The organism is Thiogranum longum, from assembly GCF_004339085.1.
Classification (GTDB): domain Bacteria; phylum Pseudomonadota; class Gammaproteobacteria; order DSM-19610; family DSM-19610; genus Thiogranum; species Thiogranum longum.
Genome location: NZ_SMFX01000001.1, coordinates 2,066,845 through 2,089,074 on the forward strand (window position 1 = coordinate 2,066,845; position 22,230 = coordinate 2,089,074).

22 protein-coding genes and 1 tRNA gene are annotated in these 22,230 nt (G+C 56.4%); 13 read left to right on the plus strand and 10 right to left on the minus strand.

Going from position 1 to position 22,230, the window contains the following annotated elements:
* Positions 1-229: 229 nt before the first annotated feature.
* A complete protein-coding gene (prmB, locus tag DFR30_RS10195) occupies positions 230-1,150 on the minus strand; it encodes a 50S ribosomal protein L3 N(5)-glutamine methyltransferase (protein WP_132972892.1) in 921 nt (306 codons plus the stop codon).
* A 50-nt stretch (positions 1,151-1,200) separates the two neighbouring features.
* Here prmB and DFR30_RS10200 point away from each other — a divergent pair, with 50 nt between their 5' ends.
* From DFR30_RS10200 to DFR30_RS10240, 10 genes are all read left to right on the plus strand, one after another.
* A complete protein-coding gene (locus DFR30_RS10200; protein ID WP_132972894.1) occupies positions 1,201-1,836 on the plus strand; it encodes an SCO family protein in 636 nt (211 codons plus the stop codon).
* A complete protein-coding gene (locus DFR30_RS10205; protein WP_132972896.1) occupies positions 1,833-2,300 on the plus strand; it encodes a copper chaperone PCu(A)C in 468 nt (155 codons plus the stop codon). The genes DFR30_RS10200 and DFR30_RS10205 overlap by 4 nt, the downstream gene beginning before the upstream one ends.
* Positions 2,301-2,305: 5 nt before the next feature.
* Complete coding sequence (asd, locus tag DFR30_RS10210; RefSeq protein WP_132972898.1) at positions 2,306-3,190, plus strand: archaetidylserine decarboxylase; 885 nt, start codon at positions 2,306-2,308, stop codon at positions 3,188-3,190.
* Between the two features lie 55 nt (positions 3,191-3,245).
* Entirely contained in the window at positions 3,246-3,647 is a 402-nt protein-coding gene (locus DFR30_RS14325) for a hypothetical protein (protein WP_165869169.1), read from the plus strand.
* A 46-nt stretch (positions 3,648-3,693) separates the two neighbouring features.
* On the plus strand, positions 3,694-4,314 hold the full coding sequence (locus DFR30_RS14330) for a sigma-70 family RNA polymerase sigma factor (protein WP_165869170.1): 621 nt from the start codon (positions 3,694-3,696) through the stop codon (positions 4,312-4,314).
* Positions 4,301-4,735 carry a hypothetical protein gene (locus DFR30_RS10220; protein ID WP_132972902.1) on the plus strand — a complete coding sequence of 145 codons (435 nt, stop codon included), beginning with the start codon at positions 4,301-4,303 and terminating at the stop codon, positions 4,733-4,735. Before DFR30_RS14330 ends, DFR30_RS10220 begins: the two co-directional genes overlap by 14 nt.
* Positions 4,736-4,743: 8 nt before the next feature.
* The gene (locus DFR30_RS10225) at positions 4,744-5,091 is read left to right on the plus strand and encodes a DUF3106 domain-containing protein (RefSeq protein WP_132972904.1); all 348 of its coding nucleotides are present in this window, start codon (positions 4,744-4,746) and stop codon (positions 5,089-5,091) included.
* A gap of 78 nt (positions 5,092-5,169) precedes the next feature.
* A complete protein-coding gene (gene suhB / locus DFR30_RS10230) occupies positions 5,170-5,970 on the plus strand; it encodes an inositol-1-monophosphatase (protein WP_132972906.1) in 801 nt (266 codons plus the stop codon).
* 146 nt (positions 5,971-6,116) lie between these two features.
* Positions 6,117-6,326 carry a hypothetical protein gene (locus DFR30_RS10235; RefSeq protein WP_132972908.1) on the plus strand — a complete coding sequence of 70 codons (210 nt, stop codon included), beginning with the start codon at positions 6,117-6,119 and terminating at the stop codon, positions 6,324-6,326.
* Positions 6,327-6,426: 100 nt separating this feature from the next.
* Positions 6,427-6,765: a hypothetical protein gene (locus tag DFR30_RS10240; RefSeq protein WP_132972910.1), complete on the plus strand. Its 339-nt coding sequence runs from the start codon at positions 6,427-6,429 to the stop codon at positions 6,763-6,765.
* Positions 6,766-6,789: 24 nt separating this feature from the next.
* Here DFR30_RS10240 and secF read toward each other — a convergent pair whose 3' ends face one another.
* The 5 genes from secF to queA all read right to left on the minus strand — a co-directional run bounded on the left by secF (position 6,790) and on the right by queA (position 12,221).
* Positions 6,790-7,728: a protein translocase subunit SecF gene (gene secF, locus DFR30_RS10245; RefSeq protein WP_132972912.1), complete on the minus strand. Its 939-nt coding sequence runs from the start codon at positions 7,726-7,728 to the stop codon at positions 6,790-6,792.
* An 18-nt stretch (positions 7,729-7,746) separates the two neighbouring features.
* The gene (secD, locus tag DFR30_RS10250; RefSeq protein WP_132972914.1) at positions 7,747-9,597 is read right to left on the minus strand and encodes a protein translocase subunit SecD; all 1,851 of its coding nucleotides are present in this window, start codon (positions 9,595-9,597) and stop codon (positions 7,747-7,749) included.
* A 31-nt stretch (positions 9,598-9,628) separates the two neighbouring features.
* On the minus strand, positions 9,629-9,955 hold the full coding sequence (gene yajC / locus DFR30_RS10255) for a preprotein translocase subunit YajC (RefSeq protein ID WP_132972916.1): 327 nt from the start codon (positions 9,953-9,955) through the stop codon (positions 9,629-9,631).
* 93 nt (positions 9,956-10,048) lie between these two features.
* On the minus strand, positions 10,049-11,164 hold the full coding sequence (tgt, locus tag DFR30_RS10260) for a tRNA guanosine(34) transglycosylase Tgt (protein WP_132972918.1): 1,116 nt from the start codon (positions 11,162-11,164) through the stop codon (positions 10,049-10,051).
* A gap of 22 nt (positions 11,165-11,186) precedes the next feature.
* Positions 11,187-12,221 (minus strand): tRNA preQ1(34) S-adenosylmethionine ribosyltransferase-isomerase QueA, encoded by a 1,035-nt coding sequence (gene queA, locus DFR30_RS10265; protein WP_132972920.1) that lies wholly within the window; start codon positions 12,219-12,221, stop codon positions 11,187-11,189.
* Positions 12,222-12,287: 66 nt separating this feature from the next.
* On the opposite strand from queA, the gene DFR30_RS10270 reads away from it, so the two are divergent.
* A tRNA-Leu gene (locus DFR30_RS10270) sits at positions 12,288-12,374 on the plus strand.
* Between the two features lie 24 nt (positions 12,375-12,398).
* Positions 12,399-14,957 carry an alpha-glucan family phosphorylase gene (gene glgP, locus DFR30_RS10275; protein ID WP_132972922.1) on the plus strand — a complete coding sequence of 853 codons (2,559 nt, stop codon included), beginning with the start codon at positions 12,399-12,401 and terminating at the stop codon, positions 14,955-14,957.
* 34 nt (positions 14,958-14,991) lie between these two features.
* Here glgP and DFR30_RS10280 read toward each other — a convergent pair whose 3' ends face one another.
* The 4 genes from DFR30_RS10280 to glgC form a co-directional block, all read right to left on the minus strand.
* A complete protein-coding gene (locus DFR30_RS10280) occupies positions 14,992-15,357 on the minus strand; it encodes a DUF6455 family protein (RefSeq protein ID WP_132972924.1) in 366 nt (121 codons plus the stop codon).
* A 105-nt stretch (positions 15,358-15,462) separates the two neighbouring features.
* Positions 15,463-16,929, minus strand: a complete 1,467-nt coding sequence (gene malQ / locus DFR30_RS10285; protein WP_132972926.1) for a 4-alpha-glucanotransferase — start codon at positions 16,927-16,929, stop codon at positions 15,463-15,465.
* A 20-nt stretch (positions 16,930-16,949) separates the two neighbouring features.
* Positions 16,950-18,659: a glycoside hydrolase family 57 protein gene (locus DFR30_RS10290; RefSeq protein WP_132972928.1), complete on the minus strand. Its 1,710-nt coding sequence runs from the start codon at positions 18,657-18,659 to the stop codon at positions 16,950-16,952.
* Entirely contained in the window at positions 18,649-19,917 is a 1,269-nt protein-coding gene (gene glgC / locus DFR30_RS10295) for a glucose-1-phosphate adenylyltransferase (RefSeq protein ID WP_132972930.1), read from the minus strand. Before glgC ends, DFR30_RS10290 begins: the two co-directional genes overlap by 11 nt.
* Positions 19,918-19,995: 78 nt before the next feature.
* Here glgC and glgB point away from each other — a divergent pair, with 78 nt between their 5' ends.
* Positions 19,996-22,215, plus strand: a complete 2,220-nt coding sequence (gene glgB, locus DFR30_RS10300; RefSeq protein WP_424565400.1) for a 1,4-alpha-glucan branching protein GlgB — start codon at positions 19,996-19,998, stop codon at positions 22,213-22,215.
* Positions 22,216-22,230: the final 15 nt, after the last annotated feature.

Genomic DNA, 22,230 nt, shown 5'->3' on the forward strand with positions numbered 1-22,230 from the left:
CTGTATTGAGGCGGAGTCTAGGCTGGTGGCCCATCAGCCACCTTGACCTCGGTCAAGAGAACGCTCATCACGCTCCAGCTCCTCCAGAAACCCGCTGGCCGCACCCGGCGAATTCATAACGTATTCTGTTGCGGCGCGAAGCTCCTCGATTTCAAACAAGGCCTGCTCGACCGGGTCAACGTACGGGTGTGCTGTTTTCGTTCTTTCTAATATGGATTAATATTCGCTACTAACTACATAGAATACTTCGAAATACTCCCTGGAATTCACGCGTCTGGCCCGCATCAAGCAGGAACACACCGTGACCACCGCGCTCAAAGTCGAGCCAGGTAAAAGGCACGTCGGGAAAACATTCCATCAACATATCCTGACTGTTGCCAACCTCGACTACCAGTATGCCGTCATCCGCCAGCCAGTCAGCCGCCTGCGCCAGAATGCGCACCACAATGGCCAGTCCCGCCTGTTCGGCCCGCAGGCCCAGTTCCGGCTCGTGATGATATTCCTCGGGCAAGGCCTGCATTTCTTCATCAGGCACATAGGGCGGGTTGCTGATAATCAACTGATAGCGTGCCGGTTCCAGCGCATCGAACAGGTCGGACTCGACAAGCCTGACCCAGTCCTCCAGACCATGCCGCTCCACGTTGCGCTTCGCCACCGCCAGCGCCTCCGGCGAAATATCCACGGCATCGACCTCGGCATTGTCAAAATGGACGGCACAGGCGACGGCGATACAACCACTGCCGGTACACAGATCCAGCACCCGCTCGACATTGTCCGGCTCCAGCCAGGGGGTAAAACCCCGCTCGATCCACTCAGCCATTGGCGAACGTGGCACCAGCACCCGCTCATCGACATAAAATGGCAGACCTGCAAACCACGCTTCCCCGGTCAGGTAGGCTGCCGGCCTGCGTGTTTCAATACGCTGGCCCAGCAAATCCAGTACCACACTGCGTTCAGCTGTGGTCACATTGGCGCCCAGGTAATGCTCCGGAAAACCCACCGGCAGATGCAGTGCGTGGCTGACCAGTACCAGCGCCTCATCGAAGGCATTGTCAGTGCCATGACCAAATACCAGACCGTTTTCACGGAAACGGCTCGCACCCCAGCGCACCAGGTCACGGATGGTTTGTAGCTCTGCCTGATCGGCCATGCAAAATGATCCCTACCGTCGCGGCCGCGTCAGTGGAATAATACGCGCCCATGTTAAATTCAAATATCACGACCCGTGTCGCGGGGCGCATTATACCGGTACTGGCCGCTCTATGGTTGCTGACGTCCTGCAGCTCGCCCGAACCCCCTCAGCTGGCGGGTGGTACGCTGCTGCCCACGCCCCGCGAAGTGGTGCCTTTCACGCTGGTCGACCACCACAATGCTCCGTTTACCCGGGACTCTTTGCGTGGTCAGTGGAGTTTTGCCTTTTTTGGCTATACACACTGCCCGGATGTCTGCCCCAATGCCCTTGGCATGCTGAAACGGGTTGAGACGCTGCTTGAAGCCGATGGTGTGACGCCGCTGCCACGGGTCCTGTTTGTCAGCGTGGACCCGGCACGCGACACGCCAGAAGTGCTGGCAAGCTATGTTGCCTACTTTCACCCGGCCTTTGTCGGCGTAACCGGTGAAGACGCCGAACTGAAGCGCCTGACGCGTCAGCTCGGGATCCTCTACGGGCGCTCACCTGGCGAAACCGACAAGGACTACCTGGTCGACCACAGCGCAGCGATTATCCTGTTTAACCCGGAAGGCCACTACCAGGCACTGTTCAACGTGCCACACGATCCGCAAAAGATCGCTGCAGACTTTGTGGCCATCCGTAACTGGTATGAGGCAAGCCGATGAAACGAGAACTGAATCCCGCAACTGCCGGCAGAGAAAGCGCTCCGGGCAAATGGATGCTGTCTGTTTGCCTTGCCCTGTGGGCAGTAATGGCGAGTGCAGCCGACAGTCTTGAGATTGACCATGCCTGGATTCGTGAGGCCCCGCCCGGGGCACCAATGATGGCGGGCTACCTGTGCCTCGAAAATAACGCTGACGCCCCTGTCACGCTGGTTGGCGTAGAAAGTCCGCAGTTCGAATTTATTATGATGCACCGCACCGAAACCGTGAAGGGTATGGCGCGCATGCTGCACCAGGACAAGGTAGTGATAGCAGCAGGGAAGCGCGTCTGTTTTGAGCCCGGTGGACTCCACCTGATGATGCCCGCTCCTGAACCACGCCTGGTTGCCGGCGACCGGGTCGAACTGGATCTGCTGTTTGAGGATGAATCAAGACGGCGCATCACGGTACCGGTCAAGGCCCCCTGATACGCATGCCAGCCGTACCGACTGCATCCTGGCAGGACTACCTCAAGTCACTGCCGCTCTACCTGCTGCCCCATCACGCCATTTCCAGGCTGACATTGCGCCTGACGCGACTCCGTACCCGCTGGTTCAAAAACGCCTTTATTCACTGGTTCACCCATCAATACGACGTAAACCTGGATGAATCCCTGTATCGCCAGGCGCAAGACTTCGAGCATTTCAATGCCTTCTTCACCCGCGAACTGGCGCCTGGCACACGTCCCATTGAAGGTGATGCCTGCACGGTTGTGAGCCCCGCGGACGGACATATCAGCCAGATCGGTGACATTGACGATGACACTGTGTTCCAGGCCAAGGGACACAGCTTCAGCGTTACGGAACTGCTGGGCGGTGATACACAAGACGCCGGTCTGTTTCGCAATGGCAGTTTCATTACCGTGTACCTGTCGCCTCGTGACTACCATCGGGTACACATGCCGCTGGAAGGCAAGCTGCGCAGGACAATCTACGTACCCGGCCGCCTGTTCAGTGTTGCACCCCATACCACGCGCGTTATTCCGCGACTGTTCGCACGAAATGAGCGCCTGGTGGCCCTGTTCGATACCTGCGCCGGACCGATGGCCATGGTGCTGGTTGGCGCCATCAATGTAGCCGCCATTGAAACTGTCTGGGCAGGACTGGTCACACCCCCGCACCGCCGGCAGATTGAGGCCCGCGACTTCACCGATAGCGATATCATCCTGCAACGCGGCAGTGAGATGGGGCGTTTCAATATGGGGTCCACTGTCATCGTACTGTTCGGGGAACATGCCGTACGCTGGCAGTCCATGTTTGCTGCAGAAGCGCCGCTGCGCATGGGAGAAGCCATAGGATCAGCGGAAAACCCGCGTTAACCTTATCGGGTCCACTGCGTTAGTCGTCTATCAGGAACCCCTGGAGGATGACACCATGAACCTGATCACACGCACCATTCCCGCCCTGCTGCTGGGCCTGTCCGGACTGACCCTGAGCGGGGCCAGCCAGGCCGACAGCAGCTTCAGCGTTACCATTTCAAGTGGCTATGCCACGCCCCGTGCCAGCTTTGCCTACCACGACAGCTACCGGCCTGCAGGGCGAGCCTGCAAGATTTACCGTCGCCAGCCGGTATACGTTGACCGCTACGTGGAAAAACACATATACAGGGACAACCGGCATAAAAGGCGTCATCACAGGGATGATGACCATGATTCCTACGGGAATCGCCACCACTATCGTAAATACCGTAACCGTGACAATCACCATTCACGCAAACATGATGACCATAACGACCGACGCCGCCACTCCGGTTATGCTGTTACCGCCCGTTACTGAGCCGCCGGTAAACCTGTATGCTGGACAGACACTGGAGCAGTTGTCCTTGAACCCACTGGAGGCAGGCATTCCTGCGTGCAAACCCGTGTCTGTCCAGACATCGCTGAACGATTTCCTTGCCGGGGTACAGAGTCGGGCCTATCACGTCGCCTATGGCGCTTTGTGGGAGCGCGAGGTTTCGCTCGACGTGGTACAGGACAGTATGCTGCGCTTTGTCGAATACTACCGCGACAAACCGGAAAAAGAGTGGCCTGCACTGTTCCGTACTGTCCTCAACAGCAAGATCAATGACCAGCGCCGAAAGCGCTTGCTGGGCAACACGACCCGCAAGTTACTATCACTCACCGGACTGGGGTATTCACGTGATAATGAGGATACCGGCATGCTGGAGAATGAACTCCCGCAACCTGCACATGAAGACGGCTTCAGCCAACCGGAGGCCGGTGCCACGGATGGTGAGCTGAAGGGAAAAATCGAATTAGCCCTGCGCAAACTGGCGGAACGCCAGCGACAGGTTTTCCTGCTGCGCGAGCAACTGGGATTAAGCATCCGCGAAACCGCCGAGACGCTGGGTATCTCTGAAAACAGCATCAAACAACACCACTTCCGCGCCCTGCGCGCCATGCGCAAGTCACTTGCAGAGGTATGGGAACATGAACATGCATGAAAAACACCCGGACAGCGAACAACTCGACAGCCTGCGCGCAGGCCTGCTCGATGATAACCCGGAGCTGAAAGCGGATGTCGAGGCACACCTCGATAACTGTACAACCTGTCGCAAGCTTTACGACCTGGCTGGCCATTTGCTGCCGGGCAGACTGCCCGTCGATACACCCGCTGTGCAACTGGACCAGATTCGCCAGCAGGCCCTGCAAGCCCGCTCTTCCCGCCATCGCCTGTTACCCTTCGCCGTGGCCGCTGCACTGGCGCTGGTTGCCGTAGTGCTGGTAAAACCCTCACTGCAGGACACCCCACCGGACATTCGCGTGGCACAGAACCCGCAGGAAACCGGCCCGGTCCTGTACGAAGACCTGGACTTCTACCTGTGGCTGGCCGACCATAAGGAAAACAGTGACTCCAGCACCTGAATCCAGCCATGACTGACAGACATAAATTATCGCTTGCCATAACCCTCGGCGCCCTGCTGCTGGGTGGTGCAGCGCACGCCTCTATCAACCCGGAACGCCTCTACCTGGCTGCAAACGGGCATATTCCCTGGCAATCACTGAGCAAGGAAGAACAGGAAGCGCTGCGGGATTACCGGGGTCGCTGGAATGACTTCGACACAGGCCGCCAGCAGCGCATTCGTGAAGGCGCCCGGCGTTATCAGCAGTTACCCCCGGAAAAACGCCGCAAGATCGAACAGAAACAGCACGAATACGAACAACTGTCCCCACAGGAGCGCCGCCGCCTGCGCAAGGAATACCAGCGCCAGCACAAATAGCCTCGCACAACGATTCACAGCCCGGCGCCAACCCGGTACAATCGCCTGCCGTTTGACGTCAGAAAGCCGGTAGCCCCTATGAATCCCATGCTGAACATTGCAGTAACCGCCGCACGCAATGCCGGCGACATTATCGTCAAACACCTGAATCACCTTGACCGGCTGACCGTCACCAGCAAGGATCGCAACGATTACGTCTCTGAAGTGGACCGTCAGGCAGAAGACGAAATCATTGCGGTTATCCGCAAGTCCTTCCCCGGCCACGGCATACTGGCGGAAGAAAGTGGCCAGCATCCGGGCAAGGACGAGTATCAATGGATTATTGACCCGCTCGACGGTACCACCAACTTCCTGCACAGCTTTCCGCAGTTTGCTGTTTCCATTGCGCTTCAGCACAAGGGGAAACTTGAGCAGGCCGTGATCTACGACCCGATGCGCCAGGAACTGTTTACCGCAAGCCGTGGTGGTGGCGCCTTCCTGGACAACCGTCGCATTCGTGTCACTAACCAGAAAGGTCTTGAAGGGGCGTTGCTCGGTACCGGTTTCCCCTACAAGGACATGCAGCACCTCGATGCCTATCTCGGCATGTTCCGCGCCATGATCACCGATGTCGCCGGTATTCGCCGACCAGGCTCAGCTGCGCTGGACCTCGCCTATGTAGCCGCCGGACGCTTCGATGGCTTCTGGGAAATCGGATTGAATCCCTGGGACATTGCTGCCGGGATTCTTCTGGTGCGTGAGGCTGGCGGCCTGATAGGTGACCTTGCCGGCGGTCACTCCCATCTTGAAAGCGGTAATATCGTTGCTGCTACACCAAAACTGTTCCCGGCCATGCTGAGAGAAATACGCCCTCACCTCACCGATGCGCTGAAAAGCTGAACCTGTCACAAAACCCGCCTGTCACCCCCGCAGGAAGTTCAAGAAGCCTGCTTTTTCGCCGCTACATTTTTCAGTGGCGACAGTGTTGTTGACCACTCATATAAGCACAATAAAACTGTACAACAGGATATCCACCAGATTCCCGCATGATGAAAATTAGCGATAAAGCATTAAAGCTGATTGGGCGGAAACTGTTGAGCAGCATGGAAGCATCATCGGATCAGGATAGCTCGACATCGACCCACGACAGCACACTGGCAGCCTACGAACGCGCGATGAGTCTCGAACCTGGAACGCGACCGGAGCCGAAAAAAGCGCAAGTTCTTCTCTTCCGGGACAACTCCCGGGATGATTAACCGCACGACGCACCCGTAAAGCACGAAACCAGGCTTTACCCCTCATCCTGATGTGTGATATACACACAGGGCATACATTAATATGTTTCGGGATGTGCGTATGAAGCGAGCTGTACTGACTCTTTTGATTCCCCCGTTTGCCGCCTGCCGGTTTGGTTGCGCCGGTTGTTGCGCGGCCCCTATCGGAGTGTTCTGGCTGGCCAGTATTACCAGTATAATTTATGGCTTGCTGGGTGGCCCGACCAACCTGATGGGGCCCAGTATAAATACCATACTTCTGGGCGTGGGAATGTGGGGCATCGCATCAGTCTGGACCGCCATTACGATACGTAGTGCGGGTGATGATAAATGCGAAAATCGCAGCAGCGCTGTGTGCAATAAAATCCTGCCGGACAACGACGAAAGCGACCCTTTCGACGAAGTCCGCAAGGCGCGCTAGGCCAACTGCCGGAACGAACCTGCTTCAGGGCCGGTCGTCGACCTCTTCCGCACCTTCTTTCTGCACCGGCATCAGGTCGGCCTTGCTGATGCCCAGCGCCAGTGCTGTCGAGCCGGCAACAAATATCGATGAATAGGTACCGATAAACACACCCACAATCAGTGCCAGTGCAAAGGCGTGGATGATTTCCCCGCCCAGGAAGAACAGTGCCAACAGCACCAGCAGGGTGGTCAGCGATGTCATCAGGGTCCGGGAAAGCGTCTGGTTGATCGAGGCATTCATGATGCTGACCGGCGTTCCCTTGCGCATGCGGCGGAAATTTTCGCGTATACGATCAAACACAACGATCGTGTCATTCAACGAGTAACCGATCACCGCCAGCAATGCCGCCAGTACGGTCAGGTCAAATTCAACCTGTGCCAGCGAGAATACGCCGAGCGTGATAATCACATCGTGCACCAACGCGGCCACTGCACCGAGAGAAAACCGGTATTCAAACCGCAGCGTGACATAAATCAGGATACCGATCAGCGCATAGAGCATGGCCAGGCCGCCCTGCTCGGTCAGTTCCTCCCCGACCTGTGGCCCCACAAATTCGACACGGCGCTTCTCCACGGCAGGATCAGCAGCCTGCAAGGCTGATAACACTTCGTCGCTCAGCTCAGCGCGATTGCGTCCCTCCTGTGGTGCAATCCGGATCAGCACATCGCGTGAAGTTCCGAAGTGTTGCACCTGCGCATCGGGGTGGCCGGCATCGGCAAGCACCTGGCGTAACTCGGCAAGATCAGCCGTATCCGGGTAGGCGACCTCGATAATGGTGCCACCGGTAAAGTCGATACCAAAATTCAGCCCACGCACAATAAGTGAGGCAAACGCAATCACGATCAACAAGGTCGAAAATGCCATGGCAATCTTTCGCTTGCCCATGAAGTCGATTTCTGTCGCTTTACCGAGGATTCGCATGACTGTATTCCTTTGAAATCAGATCGGCAGCCGCTGAAGACGACGGCCCCCGTAGGCAAGGTTGATGACCGCACGTGTTCCCATAATGGCGGTGAACATTGACGTCAGGATACCGATGGACAATGTCACCGCAAAGCCCTTGACCGGACCGCTGCCAAAACTGAACAGTACGATCGCGGCAATCAGGGTGGTCACGTTGGCATCTGCAATGGTGGAAAATGCTTTCGCATAACCGGCATGAATACTGGCCTGCGGTGTATTGCCATTGCGCAGCTCTTCGCGGATACGCTCGAAGATAAGTACGTTGGCGTCAACCGCCATACCCACCGTCAATACGATACCGGCAATACCCGGCATGGTCAGGGTGGCCTGCAGCATGGAAAGTATGGCAATAATAAGCACCAGATTCATCGCCAGTGCCAGGTCGGCCACCAGGCCGAACACCTTGTAGTACACCGCCATGAACACCAGTACCAGGACAAAACCGATCACAACAGAGGTGAAACCCTGTTTGATATTATCCGCACCCAGGCTTGGGCCAATGGTGCGCTCTTCGATAATGCGGATAGGTGCAGCCAGCGCGCCGGAACGCAGCAACAATGCCAGTTCATGGGCTTCCTGCGGACTGTCCAGCCCGGTGGTCTGGAAACGTTTGCTGAACACATCGCGAATGGTTGCAATACTGATGATTTCCTCGACCTTGCGATTGACCACTTCAGGATTGCCATCAACCATGCGCGTGGTCGACTTGTTCTCGATAAACACCACTGCCATCGGCTTGCCGACATTGGCCTTGGTGAACTCGAGCATCTTGCGTGCACCCTTGCCATCCAGCGTCACCGTCACCTGTGGCTGGCCTCCCTGGCTGTCAAAGCCGGAACGCGCATTGATGATCTGGTCACCCGTCACAATGATACGATTCTTCAGCAGGTGATACCGCCCGTCACGATCCTTGTATAACTTCGAACCGGCCGGTACCTTGCCGTTTATGGCGTCTTCCACATCGTGCTCGGTATCAACTGCCCGGTATTCCAGGGTTGCCGTAGCGCCGATAATACGCTTTGCCGCAACGGTATCCTGGACACCCGGCAACTGGACAACCACACGCCGGTCACCCTGCTGCTGAATAACCGGTTCTGCGACACCCAGTTCATTCACGCGATTTCGCAAGGTAGTGATATTCTGCTGCAAGGCCAGCTTGCGTATTTCCCTTACCTCGCTTTCACTGACCCGGATCTCAAGCGCAAAAGCCTTGCCATCATTGACATCCTTCAATTCGAGATCACTGAACTCGCCATGGATCAACTCGCGCCCTTTCTCGCGGTCTTCCGCAGAACGGAATTTGACCTGCAACACTTCAGCCTGCGGACGAATGCTGAGATAACGAATTTTATCCTTGCGCAGCAGTGTACGCAGGTCAGAACTGTAACGTTCCAGTGCCTTCTGCAAGGCAGCATCCATGTCAACTTCCATCAGGAAGTGCACGCCACCACGTAAATCCAGGCCAAGGTACATGGGTTGCGCATTGATCGCCTGCAGCCAGGCCGGTGTGGACGGTGCAAGGTTCAGTGCCACAGCATAATCCGGTCCCAGCACGTCCTTGATCTGGTCAGCAGCCGCCAGTTGTTCTTCTGTGTTGCCAAACCGGACCAGCAAACGTCGCTTGTCGAATTCAATCGACTTGACCGGAATTTTTTTCTCTGACAAACGGGCCTCGATCTGCCCCTTGACGGTATCGCTGAGTTCACCGCGCATGGCAGACACCTGTACCGCAGGGTCCGCCTCGTAAAGATTTGGCAAGGCATACAGGAAGCCAAAGATCATCACGACGACAATCAGAATATATTTCCAGGCCGGGTATTGATTCATGTCGGGAACAAACCTTGTTTTAGGGTTGGTATCAGGAAGCCTTGGCCGTGCCCTTGGGCATCAGACTGGCGATAGCCTGGCGTTGCACCTTGACCTCGACATTATCTGCGATCTTCAGGGTAACGAAATTATCATCCGCCTGGGTGATACGCCCAAGCAAGCCGCCGTTGGTGACGACTTCATCACCCTTGGCTAGCGCCTGAACCATGGCCTTGTGCTCTTTGGCGCGTTTGGTCTGGGGACGAATCAACAGAAAGTAGAACACGACGAAAATCAGCAGCAGGGGCAAAAACTGCATAATCGGATCGGCCTGCTGTGCCGGGGCGGCGGCCAGTGCATCGCTGATGAAAAAGCTCATAGGTGTATTCCTGTATTCTGTTGATAAGTCGTCGGTTCAGGACCGCCGGTTCTGCAGGCCTCTCCTGCGAATCCGGCAAATTCAAGCGCGCTATTATGGCACAGGCGGCGCGGATTGGCCTCTTTTCGCATAAAAATCCGTCACAAACGCCTCCAGACGCCCTGATTGGATCGCCTCACGCAGACCCGCCATCAGGCGCTGATAGTAGCGCAGGTTGTGCACGGTGTTGAGGTGGGCGCCCAGAATCTCGTTGCATCTGTCCAGGTGGTAAAGATAGGCCCGACTGTAATGCTGGCAAGTGTAACAGTCGCACTCCGGGTCCAATGGGCCGGTATCTTCACGAAATCTTGCATTACGCAGCCGCAACGTTCCCTGTGTGGTGAACAGATGGCCATTGCGCGCATTGCGGGTCGGCATCACACAATCGAACATATCGATCCCGCGACGTACTGCCTCGACGATGTCTTCCGGTGTGCCAACACCCATCAGGTAACGGGGCGCATCACCGGGCAGGGCCGGATCGAGTGTATCGAGCACCAGGATGCGCTCCTCGTGCGGCTCCCCCACTGACAGACCACCGATGGCATAGCCGTCAAAGCCAATATCCTTCAACCCCTTCAGCGACTCCAGGCGCAAGTCCGGGTACATCCCGCCCTGCACAATACCGAACAGCGCTGCAGGAGAATCTCCGTGCGCCTCGCGGCTGCGTTGCGCCCAGCGCAACGACAGCTGCATGGAATCACGCACCTGTTCGGTGCTGGCCGGGTAGGGTGTGCATTCGTCGAAAATCATCACAATGTCGGCACCGAGCGCGCACTGGACGGCCATGGACTGTTCCGGCCCGAGAAACACCTTGTCACCGTTAACCGGTGAACGGAACTCGACACCCTGCTCCGTGATTTTGCGTAATTCATCCAGGCTGAATACCTGGAATCCCCCCGAGTCTGTCAGGATGGGGCCCTGCCAGTTCATGAAATCGTGCAGGTCGCCGTGGGCGCGGATGATATCGGTACCCGGCCGCAACATAAGATGGAAGGTATTGCCGAGCAGGATCTGCGCACCGCTCTCGGCAACCTGCTCAGGCCGCATGCCCTTGACAGTGCCATAGGTACCCACCGGCATGAAGGCCGGTGTCTCGACCACTCCGCGTTCAAAGGCAAGTCGCCCGCGCCGCGCACGGCCATCTTTATTGATCAGTTCGTATTGCATGAGCTTCCGATTGCCGTAAAAGTCATTCTACCGCGCTGTGCTGCAGGAACATGGCGTCACCATAGCTGAAAAACCGGTAATTCTGCTCGACTGCATGGCGATATGCCGCCATCACCGGCTCAAAACCGGCAAAGGCGCACACCAGCATCAACAACGTCGATTCCGGCAGATGAAAATTGGTCAGCATCGCATCGACAGCGGTAAACCGGTAGCCGGGCGTGATGAACAGGCGAGTATCTCCACTGAACGGTTTGAGCACACCCGCCTGCACCGCGCTCTCCAGGCTGCGTACCACGGTGGTGCCAACGGCGATGACCCGACCGCCACGGGCGCGTGTCTGTTCGACCGCCTGGCACACGGCAGCATCCACTGTCACCTGTTCGGCGTGCATGATGTGTTGTTCCGGATTTTCTACGCGGACGGGCTGAAACGTACCCGCACCCACGTGTAATGTCACATAGGCCGTGCGAATGTTGCGCGCCGCCAGTGCATCCAGCAGTTCCCGGTCAAAGTGCAGGCCAGCGGTGGGCGCGGCAACCGCGCCGGGATGACGAGCAAAAAGCGTCTGGTAATCATCCCGATCCACCCGCTCATCGGCACGCTCAATATAGGGCGGCAGGGGAACATGCCCCCAGCGCTCAAGCAGTTCCAGTAATGGCACGTCGCCCTCGAAATACAGGCTGAACAATTCACCCTCACGACCGGTCACCTCGACATCCAGCTTACCGTCCGCCAGCTGCAGCCGGGAGCCGGCCTTCGGCGACTTGCTGCAACGAACGTGTGCCAGCGCCCGCCGTTCATCCAGTACACGCTCGATCAACACCTCGACTTTGCCGCCGCTGGCCTTTTGCCCGTACAAACGGGCGGGAATAACCCGGGTATTGTTGAATACCAGTAAATCATCAGCACCGACCAGCCCGGGGAAATCCGCCATGGTGTGGTCATTGATGCTCCCATCGGGTGCAAGGTCCAGTAACCGGCTGCTGTGACGCGGCCGTGCCGGGTGACTGGCAATACGCTCAGGCGGCAGATTATAGTGGAAGTCCCGGGTTTTCATGGCGCGGCATGTTACCACAGCGCTTGCTTGCGGCAGGCGCAGGAATCCTTATACTGGCGCGCCTGTGCCGGGGTGGCGGAACTGGTAGACGCGCCGGATTCAAAATCCGGTTCCTTCACGGGAGTGTGGGTTCGATTCCCACCCTCGGCACCATTATCAAATTTACCTGGAGACAGCATGTCCGGAACCCGTTTTGCCCTTGAAGTCCAGCCCGAGCTTCCGGAAAACCTGGCGCGCCTTCGCGAGCTGGCCAATGACCTGTTATACAGTTGGGACCGGGGGGTGCGCTCCCTGTTTTTCCGGCTCGACCCGGCACTCTGGGAGAGTTGCGGGCATAACCCGAAAGTTTTCCTGCGCCGTGTCTCGCAGCAACGCATCAACGAAGCCGCCGAAGACCGCATCTACGTCGAAGCCTATAACCGCGTATTGTCGACCTATGACACCTATCTCAATGAACATCAGCGCAAGAGCATCGATGAATACCTGAATCCCAAAAACGACCTGGTTGCCTACTTCTGCGCCGAGTTTGGCCTGCACGAAAGCCTGCCTATCTACTCCGGTGGCCTGGGTATTCTTGCCGGTGATCACTGCAAGGCCGCCAGTGACCTGGGCATTCCGTTTGTGGCCGTCGGCTTGCTTTATCGTCAGGGCTACTTCATCCAGACTATCGATGAACACGGCAACCAGATTGCACATTACAAGACAACTGAATTCGACCAACTCCCGTTGACACCCGCCTGTAACGAAAACGGTGAGGAATTGCACGTTGTTGTGGATTTCCCGGGTCGCCCGGTGCAACTGAAGATCTGGCAGGCGCGTGCCGGGCATATCAAACTGTACCTGCTGGACAGTGACCTGCCGAAAAACAGTGAAGCTGATCGCGCCATTACCTACCAGCTCTACGGTGGAGACATCAACACCCGCATCCAGCAGGAAATCGTGCTGGGTATCGGTGGTGTGCGCGCCCTGCGTGCGCTGGGACTGGAACCGTCAGCGTGGCACATCAATGAAGGTCACGCGGCATTCCAGGTGCTGGAGCGATGCCGTGAGCTGGTGGCTTCCGGGCTCGATTTTTCCAGCGCCATAGAACAGGTTGCAGGCGCCACAGTATTTACAACACACACCCCGGTTCCTGCCGGCCATGACATTTTCGATCACAGCCTGATTTCCAGCTATTTCAGTGATTATATCGAACAGCTCGGCCTGTCCATGGAAGATTTTCTGCAACTCGGCACCAGTCCGTCGAACCAGGGTGGTTTCAACCAGACTGTGCTGGCACTGCACGGCTCGCGCTTCCATAACGGTGTGAGTAAAATTCACGGTGAGGTTGCTTCACAAATGGAGGGCTATGTCTGGCCCCAGATACCCTACCGCGAAAACCCGATGCGTCATGTCACCAACGGGGTACATGTACAGACCTTCCTCGCCCACGAGTGGAGTAACCTGTATGACATGCGTTTTGGCATGGAATGGCGAAATGAATTGCTTAACGAGGAATACTGGGATCGCATTGATGAAATCCCGGATCACAGTTTCTGGAGCCTGCGTCAGTCGCTCAAATCGGAACTCCTCAACCAGGTACGCCGGCGCGTGGTATTGCAATGTCGCCGCAACCGCTGCGGTGAAGCACACATCGATCGCATCACCAAACTGCTCAGCCCGCACGAATCCGATATTCTGACCATCGGTTTTGCGCGTCGTTTCGCCACCTACAAACGCGCCACCTTGTTGTTCTCCGATCCGGAACGACTGGCACGTCTGCTCAATGACCCCAGGCGCCCGGTCATGCTGGTTTTTGCCGGCAAGGCGCACCCCAGTGACCTGCCCGGCCAGCAATTAATCCAGGTGATTCATGAATTTTCCCGGCGGCCGGAGTTTGTCGGCAAGATCCTGTTGCTGGAAGGCTATGATCTGTCACTGGCGCGCCGTCTGGTGTCGGGTGTCGATGTCTGGCTGAACACACCGGAATACCCGATGGAAGCCAGCGGCACGTCCGGCCAGAAAGCCGGCCTCAACGGCGTGATCAACCTGAGCGTACTGGATGGCTGGTGGGGCGAAGGCTATAACGGCGAAAACGGCTGGGCGATCACTTCGCATGACGAACACTACGATGCCGCTTTCCGTAACCAGGAAGAAGCCAACGAGTTGCTGGATATCCTCGAACACCAGGTCATCCCGCTGTACTACGACCGTAACGGCCACGGTTTCTCGGAAGGCTGGGTGCGTATGTCCAAGAACTCCATGAAATCCGCCCTTCCGCAGTTCAACTCACAGCGTATGGTAATGGATTACATCAAGGGGTTTTACAGTCCTGCCACCAGACAGGGGCGCGCGCTGGCAAAGAACCGTTCGCGTGGCGCAAGGGAACTGGCGGCCTGGAAGGACAGGATTAGTCAGCTTTGGTCGTCGGTATCGCTACGACGTATTGATCATTCACCGCGTGCCGTGAAGGCCGGCGAGCGTTTCCGTATCGAGGTTGCCGCCCAACTGGGGAAACTTACACCCGACGACGTACGACTCGAATGTCTTATTGGCAAGGAAGACGAACACCATGAATTTGTCGCAACAGAATATTTTGGTTTCACGGCTGAAGGGCAAATGGATAGCGGAGAAACACGCTTCATACTCGATCTTGAACCACCGCTGCCAGGCCTGCAGCACTTCCAGATCCGGATCTATCCGTGCCATCCGTTACTGAGCCACCGTTTTGAAACCGGCCGCATGATCTGGCTATAGCCTGTTAGCTGGTCAAACAGGCACCACCGGCCATTCAGGGTGCCGGGGCGAGTTTGTCCCGGACTTTCCTGAGTGCCTCGTCATTTTCACAAAAATCGGACTCGTCACCCATACCTTCGTTCAACAACCTGTCACAGTCTTCTGTACTGGAACATTCGGAACAGCGTTTTATCTGGTCGCGAATGCTCAGGACAGATTGCGCATGCAAATAGGCGTCCTGATCAATGTGATGGATACCCAGCATCCTGGCCAGACGCAGTTTTGACAGCTGCCTGGCGATAGCCTGCCGGTAACGCTGGCCGACTTGCAGATTACGGGTAATGGCCAGCGCCAGAAGCGCGACAAAGGCTACTGATAATACTGTAAAAAGACCTGCGATGATGAGGCTAAACAGATTCATGAATTCCGCCAATAACAGCTTTACTTGATTGTATATGTCGGCATGAAAACAGAATTCTTCGCGTCTTTATATGACCTTTATCAAGAAACCCGCCGAGAATTACTATCAGGCCCGCCCGTACAGGTGCACCCAATCCCTTAACCGTTCACCGTATTCAGGCAAAAGCTGCTCCCATTCAAATCTCCACTGCCAGTTACCATCGGCAATACCCGGCACATTCATACGGTGCGAAGCATCGAGTGCAAGTACATCCTGCATGGGCAACACGGACAGTCGCGCTACCGAGGCAAGCGCAGTGCGTACCAGTGGCCAGGGCATGTTGTCACTCCCGAGGTCGAGATAGTGGCGCACAAAACCACGTTGTTCTTCCGGCAGCTCTTCATACCAGCCTAACGTCGTGTTGTTATCATGTGTGCCGGTATACACAACCGAAAGAGGCTCGTGGTTATGTGGCAGGTAGGGGTTATCCGATGAGCCATCAAAAGCAAATTGCAGGATCTTCATGCCCGGCAAACCAAACTGTCTGCGTAGCGCGGTAACTTCCGGCGTAATGACCCCCAGGTCTTCGGCAACCAGGGGTAGCTTACCAAATGCCTGCCTGAGTGCTTCAAAAAAATCTGCGCCCGGTCCGGCCACCCAGCGTCCGTCAATGGCTGTATCAGAAGCGGCATTGATCTCCCAGTAGGCCTCGAAACCGCGAAAGTGATCGATGCGCATCAGGTCGAACAATTCAAGCTGGGTACGAATGCGCTCCAGCCACCAGCGATACCCGTCATCAGCCAGCGCCTGCCAGTTATAATGCGGGTTCCCCCAGCGCTGGCCGGTCTCGGAAAAATAATCTGGCGGCACCCCGGCAACCACCTTCAGTCCACCCTGCTCATCCAGGACAAACCATTGCCGGTTGGCCCACACGTCGGCACTGTCGTAAGCTACGAAAATAGGGATATCACCAAACAACAATACACCGTGATCATTGGCATAGTGGCGTAAATCCATCCACTGCCGGAAAAACAGGAACTGCTCAAACTGTACCTGTTCTATAGCGCTGGCAAGTCGCCTGCGCGCTTCTTCCATTGCGCCTGGATCGCGGTCTCGCAGGGGCTTTGGCCAGTCGAACCAGGCACAGCCGTTGAAATCATCACGCAGTGCCTGATAGAGTGAAAAGTCATCAAGCCAGTTGGCATGCTGTTCAATAAAAGCATCCAGCTCTGTCCTTATTTCGTTATCGGCATGGCGCATAAAGCCGTTATACGCTGCCGTCAGACGCGTCTTTCTTTGAACGCTAATATCCTGCTCTGGGTCGAGGCCAGCATCATCGAGCCAGCCAGCCTCGACCAGGCGCTGAAGGCTGATCAGCCGGGTATTCCCGGCGTGCACTGAAAAGCACTGGTAGGGGGATAAATCACTGTGGGTTGGGCCGAGCGGCAACATTTGCCACAGGCCAATCTGGCAATCTGCCAGAAAATCGATAAAACGGTACGCCTCTATACCGAGCTCACCATTGCCGACACTGCCGGGTAACGAAGTCGGGTGCAGCAGTATGCCGGCACGCCGACGATCAAAAGGATCCATACTCACCGCCTCCCTGCGGTTCAGTCACGCGCCTGACCCTGACGCATGACGCCACCCAGAGTAGGCTGACCTGTACCACGTGCAAAGGCGTGCGCGAGATACTCCGGCGCCTCCTGCCCGATCAACTGGTACAGGTTGGAAAGATGCAAGCGAAACAGGCTTTCAAAATCACTGACCGAGTCAGCGGGGTTGTAGTCACCGAACCACCAGAACCAGTCAGAACCCTCGCAAATCGCCAGTTGAAGCTCAGCGGCAACAACCTGCTCGCTGTCGAGATTTCCGGAGGCGCAGGCTTTGTCGAAGGCGAGCTTGGCATCTCCCAGCATGTCCCAGCCACGATTCTTGTCAGGGTCACCGATCCAGGTGGAAAAGGTACCATACACCCAGGAACCACTCACCATTTCTGACAGTGAACCGATTTCTATATCATCATCGAGACATTCAGCAAAAGTCGAAAGACTGAGTGTGGGATGCGTCGCCAGCGCCTTGTACAACCCCCGTAAAAAGTAGTACCCGTTTTCCGGAAAGTGTTCCCAGGCGTTTTCACCATCGAGAATAATCGGTAACGCCAGCTTGCGCCCGGCATTGGCTTTGGCTATTTCTTCAAGGTGATGAACAAAATTGGCAACAGCGTCATCCGCGTGCCAGGTGGAATACTCGAAACCGATCTTGTCGGAAAGATTATCGTCACGAAAGAAGCATGCCAGCTTGCCTGTACCGACCCGGTAGCCCTTGAGCACGGCATCCGCAGCACCTGCTGCCTTGTCGCCGTCACTTTCACGCAGGCTGTTGCGCAACACGGTTTCACCGCTGGCTGCCCAGCGGAAGCCGTGTTTCTCCAGCAGTGCCAGCGTGGGCTCACTGACACTGCCTTCCGAAGGCCAGCAACCGACGGGTTTACGCTGGAAATACTGTTCAAAGACATTGAAGCCTTCACGAATATGCCAGTTGACCCGTTCCTCACCACCCGGGTAGGCACTGAGTTCCGGCAGCTCGGTGTCTGGCATGGCCTCACGTGCACTGTTGATATCGAGAAGCAGCGGTATGATCGGGTGGGCATAGGGTGTCATCGAAAGTTCTACCTGGCCCCGATCGGCAAGCAGGGCATAGCGTTCGATCACACCGGACAGTAATTCACCAATCAGCACAAGTAGTTCGCGTCGATCATGCAGGGAGAAATTATTTCCCTGTTCCTGCCAGCGCTGCATGCGTATGTCATCCCGGCGAACCGTCTCGGCAATCCAGCCGAGGTGATACCAGAACACCAGGTCAGAGAGGAACTGGTCGCCAACATAGACCATATCATCGCAATGTTTCGAGAAATGGTCCGCCAGGCTTGCAAGACGTTTGTAGGCGGGGAAGCGGTCAATGACTCGCATACGGTTGACGCGCAGACAATTATTGACAAGCTCGGCACGCTGCTGGATATGTGTCGGTAGTACAGGTGCCACCAGCGCAGCCAGCAACGGGTCACGGATAGCCTTGTGGTCACGCAGGTAACCGCTTACCTGCGCCACATAATCATCCAGCTGTTCCAGCAGTACAGGGGCAAAATTGACTACCGCTTTAGCCCCGGGAACGGCCTCGATATGTGCAGCCATATCGACGTAGTCCTTGATGGCGTGCAGGTAGGTCCAGGGCAATTTATATTCGCCACTGATCAGGTCACAGTACTGGGGCTGGTGCATATGCCAGCACAGCACAACACGCAGTTCTTCTTTAACGGACATGATGCAGTTCCTGGCCAAGCATCTCCGGCGTTACCAGCACCACGCCACCGGGTGTAATGTGGAAACGTTCCGCATCGGCTTCGTGGTCTTCCCCGATTACGGTACCTTCCGGAATACAGCACCCCTTGTCAATGACAGCATTACGAATACGGCAGCTGCGCTCAACAAGGACATCCGGCAGCACCACGGCATGCTCCAGTATCGAAAAGGAATCAACGCGAACATTTGAAAACAGCAGTGAGTGGCGTACTTGCGCACCGGAAATCACACAGCCCCCGGACACCATGGAGTCCACTGCCATGCCACGACGGTCATCGTCGTCAAAGACAAACTTGGCGGGTGGCATTTGTTCCTGGTAGGTCCAGATCGGCCAGTCCTTGTCGTAAAGATTCAGCTCCGGCGTCACGCCGATCAACTCCAGGTTGGTAGCCCAGAAGGCATCCACCGTACCAACATCCCGCCAGTAAGCCTGACGTCCGCTTTCCGCATCACGGAACGGGTAGCTGAACACGCGGTACTTGCTGATGATGTCCGGGATAATGTCATGTCCGAAATCATGGCTCGAATAGGGCTTGTCAGCATCCTTGATAAGCTGTTCGAACAAAAAGTCGGTATTGAACACATAAATCCCCATCGATGCCAGTGCCTTGCCGGGATCTCCGGGCAAGTGGGTCGGCTGCCCGGGCTTTTCATCAAACCCGAGCACCCTGCCTTCTTCGTCAACGGTCATTACGCCGAAAGCTGTGGCTGTTTCCAGGTCGACTTCAAGGCATCCCACTGTCATGTCCGCCGAATTCTCGACATGCTGGGCAATCATCGGTCCATAGTCCATTTTGTAAATATGGTCACCCGCGAGGATAAGAACGTACTCGGGGTGGTGGCTGCGAATAATGTCAAGGTTCTGGTAAATGGCATCCGCCGTACCGGCGTACCAGGACGATTCAATACGTTGCTGCGCCGGCAATAGCTCGACAAACTCACCGAACTCACCGCGCAGGAAACTCCAGCCCCTTTGTAAATGCTGCAACAGGGAATGTGCCTTGTACTGGGTCAGCACACCGACACGTCTGATACCGGAATTCAGGCAGTTGGAAAGCGGGAAATCGATGATACGAAACTTGCCGCCGAACGGGACCGCCGGTTTGGCGCGCCACAAAGTCAACTGCTTGAGCCGTGAGCCCCGGCCACCGGCCAGAATAAGGGCCAGCGTATCGCGCGTCAGTCGACTGACAAAACGCGGCGTGGAAACTGCATCCATAAAATTCCTCCGAACCGGTAATACACAACAAGGTGTATGGTACCATCTGAGCAGCCCACGGAAAGCCAAACAGGTTTTATGAACAGAGATACTCAGTCTATGGCGTCGGGAACAGGTCGCAAGGTCACAACCCGGCCCTCGCTGCCCGACCCGTTACAACGCATTATCGATGCGCGACACCATGATCCGTTCGAGGTGCTGGGACGTCATAAAGATGACGGACAAACCCTGGTTCGTGTTTTCATTCCCTGGTGTACACAGGTTCGGCTGACCGAGACAGGCGCACCCCTGCAACGCATCGAAGGTACCGACCTGTTCGAATGGCGTGGTGACGGCAGCAATCTGCCGGAACACTACCAGCTGACCTGGACCGATAACGACGGTGTCGAGTGGACCGACTATGACCCCTACTGTTTCCCGGCCCTGATCGGTGACCTCGACCTGCACTGGTTTGGTGAAGGGCGCCACCTGCACGCCTACCGTTTCCTGGGAGCACACTTCCGTGAAGTTGACGGCATCGATGGCGTGCACTTTGCTGTCTGGGCGCCCGGCGCCGAACGAATCAGTGTCGTCGGCGACTGGAACCGCTGGGATGGTCGCCGGCACCCGATGCGGGTACGTGGCGGCAGTGGCATCTGGGAACTGTTCATCCCCGGAGTCAGTTCACACAGCCACTACAAGTTTGAGATCCGCAATCGCGAACACGGCACTATCCATGTCAAGTGCGACCCCTACGGCCAGGCCTTTGAATTGCGCCCCGGTAATGCCTCCCTCGCCATGCGTCCCGGTCAGCACCACTGGCAGGACCAGACCTGGATGGAAGCCCGCCATGAACTCGACTGGCTGCATGCCCCCATGTCGATTTACGAAGTTCACCTGGGTTCCTGGCAACGCGATGAGCAAGGTCAGTTCCTCAACTACCGTGAACTTGCCGAACGACTGGTCAGCTGGGTCACTGAACTGGGTTTTACCCACATCGAACTGCTACCGATAACAGAACACCCCCTTGATGCCTCCTGGGGCTACCAGACAACCGGTTACTTTGCGCCGACCAGTCGCTTTGGCAGTGCCGATGACTTCCGATGGTTTGTCGATTTCTGTCACCAGCACGGGGTAGGCGTATTACTCGACTGGGCACCCGGGCACTTTCCCAAGGACGACTGGGCACTGGCACGTTTCGATGGAAGCCCCTTGTACGAACATGAAGACCCGCGACGTGGTGAACACCGTGACTGGGGCACGCTGATTTTTAACTACGGCCGCAACGAGGTTCGTAACTTTTTACTGTCCAGCGCAATCTTCTGGCTGGAGGAAATGCATATCGACGGACTGCGCGTCGATGCTGTGGCCTCGATGCTGTACCTCGATTACTCACGCGACCCTGGTGACTGGATACCCAACGAATACGGCGGACGCGAAAATCTTGAAGCAATACACTTCCTGCGTCACCTCAATGAAGTCACTCACAGCGAAGCGCCGGGCAGCATGGTTATCGCCGAAGAATCCACCGCATGGCCACAGGTCACACGCCCGGTGGATGTCGGTGGACTCGGCTTCAGCATGAAGTGGAACATGGGCTGGATGCACGACACGCTCCAGTACATGAGCAAGGAACCGGTGCACCGCAAGTTTCACCACAGCCAGCTGACCTTCGGTCTGCTTTACGCCTTCAACGAAAATTTCGTCCTGCCTTTTTCTCACGATGAAGTGGTGCACGGCAAGGGCTCGATGCTGGACAAGATGCCCGGTGACAGCTGGCAGCGTTTTGCCAACCTGCGACTGTTATATACTTTTATGTATACCTACCCCGGCAAAAAACTGCTGTTTATGGGTAGCGAATTCGGCCAGTACGCCGAGTGGAATGCCGATACAGAGCTCGACTGGCACCTGATGGAAGATGAACGTCACGCCGGCCTGAAGCAATTGCTCGGTGACCTCAACCGGCTGCATCGTTATGAACCTGCGCTGCATCAATACGATTTTGAGGCAGAGGGTTTCCGCTGGATCGACTGCAATGACGCCGACCGCTCCCTACTCAGTTATGCACGGCGCAGCGATGGGCAACTGTCTATTGCCCTGATGAACTTTACCCCTGTACCGCACCAGCGTTTCCGGCTTGGCGTACCCGAACATGGCAGCTACCACCTGGCGCTGAATTCAGATGCCGGTTTCTACAGCGGCAGCGACATGCCGGTACAAAGTGATTATCAAAGCGAATCTGTACCCTGGATGAACCAGCCGGTTTCAATTGTTATCGACATTCCCCCGCTGGCAGGGCTTGTGCTGCTGAAAAGCTGACAACTGCTGTCATTT

Bases quoted from the DNA above. Each gene is read 5' to 3' on its own strand.
- prmB (WP_132972892.1), bottom strand. From the start codon at position 1,150: ATGGCCGATCAGGCAGAGCTACAAACCATCCGTGACCTGGTGCGCTGG.
- DFR30_RS10200 (WP_132972894.1), top strand. From the start codon at position 1,201: ATGTTAAATTCAAATATCACGACCCGTGTCGCGGGGCGCATTATACCG.
- DFR30_RS10205 (WP_132972896.1), top strand. From the start codon at position 1,833: ATGAAACGAGAACTGAATCCCGCAACTGCCGGCAGAGAAAGCGCTCCG.
- asd (WP_132972898.1), top strand. From the start codon at position 2,306: ATGCCAGCCGTACCGACTGCATCCTGGCAGGACTACCTCAAGTCACTG.
- DFR30_RS14325 (WP_165869169.1), top strand. From the start codon at position 3,246: ATGAACCTGATCACACGCACCATTCCCGCCCTGCTGCTGGGCCTGTCC.
- DFR30_RS10220 (WP_132972902.1), top strand. From the start codon at position 4,301: ATGAACATGCATGAAAAACACCCGGACAGCGAACAACTCGACAGCCTG.
- DFR30_RS10225 (WP_132972904.1), top strand. From the start codon at position 4,744: ATGACTGACAGACATAAATTATCGCTTGCCATAACCCTCGGCGCCCTG.
- suhB (WP_132972906.1), top strand. From the start codon at position 5,170: ATGAATCCCATGCTGAACATTGCAGTAACCGCCGCACGCAATGCCGGC.
- DFR30_RS10235 (WP_132972908.1), top strand. From the start codon at position 6,117: ATGATGAAAATTAGCGATAAAGCATTAAAGCTGATTGGGCGGAAACTG.
- DFR30_RS10240 (WP_132972910.1), top strand. From the start codon at position 6,427: ATGAAGCGAGCTGTACTGACTCTTTTGATTCCCCCGTTTGCCGCCTGC.
- secF (WP_132972912.1), bottom strand. From the start codon at position 7,728: ATGCGAATCCTCGGTAAAGCGACAGAAATCGACTTCATGGGCAAGCGA.
- secD (WP_132972914.1), bottom strand. From the start codon at position 9,597: ATGAATCAATACCCGGCCTGGAAATATATTCTGATTGTCGTCGTGATG.
- yajC (WP_132972916.1), bottom strand. From the start codon at position 9,955: ATGAGCTTTTTCATCAGCGATGCACTGGCCGCCGCCCCGGCACAGCAG.
- tgt (WP_132972918.1), bottom strand. From the start codon at position 11,164: ATGCAATACGAACTGATCAATAAAGATGGCCGTGCGCGGCGCGGGCGA.
- queA (WP_132972920.1), bottom strand. From the start codon at position 12,221: ATGAAAACCCGGGACTTCCACTATAATCTGCCGCCTGAGCGTATTGCC.
- glgP (WP_132972922.1), top strand. From the start codon at position 12,399: ATGTCCGGAACCCGTTTTGCCCTTGAAGTCCAGCCCGAGCTTCCGGAA.
- DFR30_RS10280 (WP_132972924.1), bottom strand. From the start codon at position 15,357: ATGAATCTGTTTAGCCTCATCATCGCAGGTCTTTTTACAGTATTATCA.
- malQ (WP_132972926.1), bottom strand. From the start codon at position 16,929: ATGGATCCTTTTGATCGTCGGCGTGCCGGCATACTGCTGCACCCGACT.
- DFR30_RS10290 (WP_132972928.1), bottom strand. From the start codon at position 18,659: ATGTCCGTTAAAGAAGAACTGCGTGTTGTGCTGTGCTGGCATATGCAC.
- glgC (WP_132972930.1), bottom strand. From the start codon at position 19,917: ATGGATGCAGTTTCCACGCCGCGTTTTGTCAGTCGACTGACGCGCGAT.
- glgB (WP_424565400.1), top strand. From the start codon at position 19,996: ATGAACAGAGATACTCAGTCTATGGCGTCGGGAACAGGTCGCAAGGTC.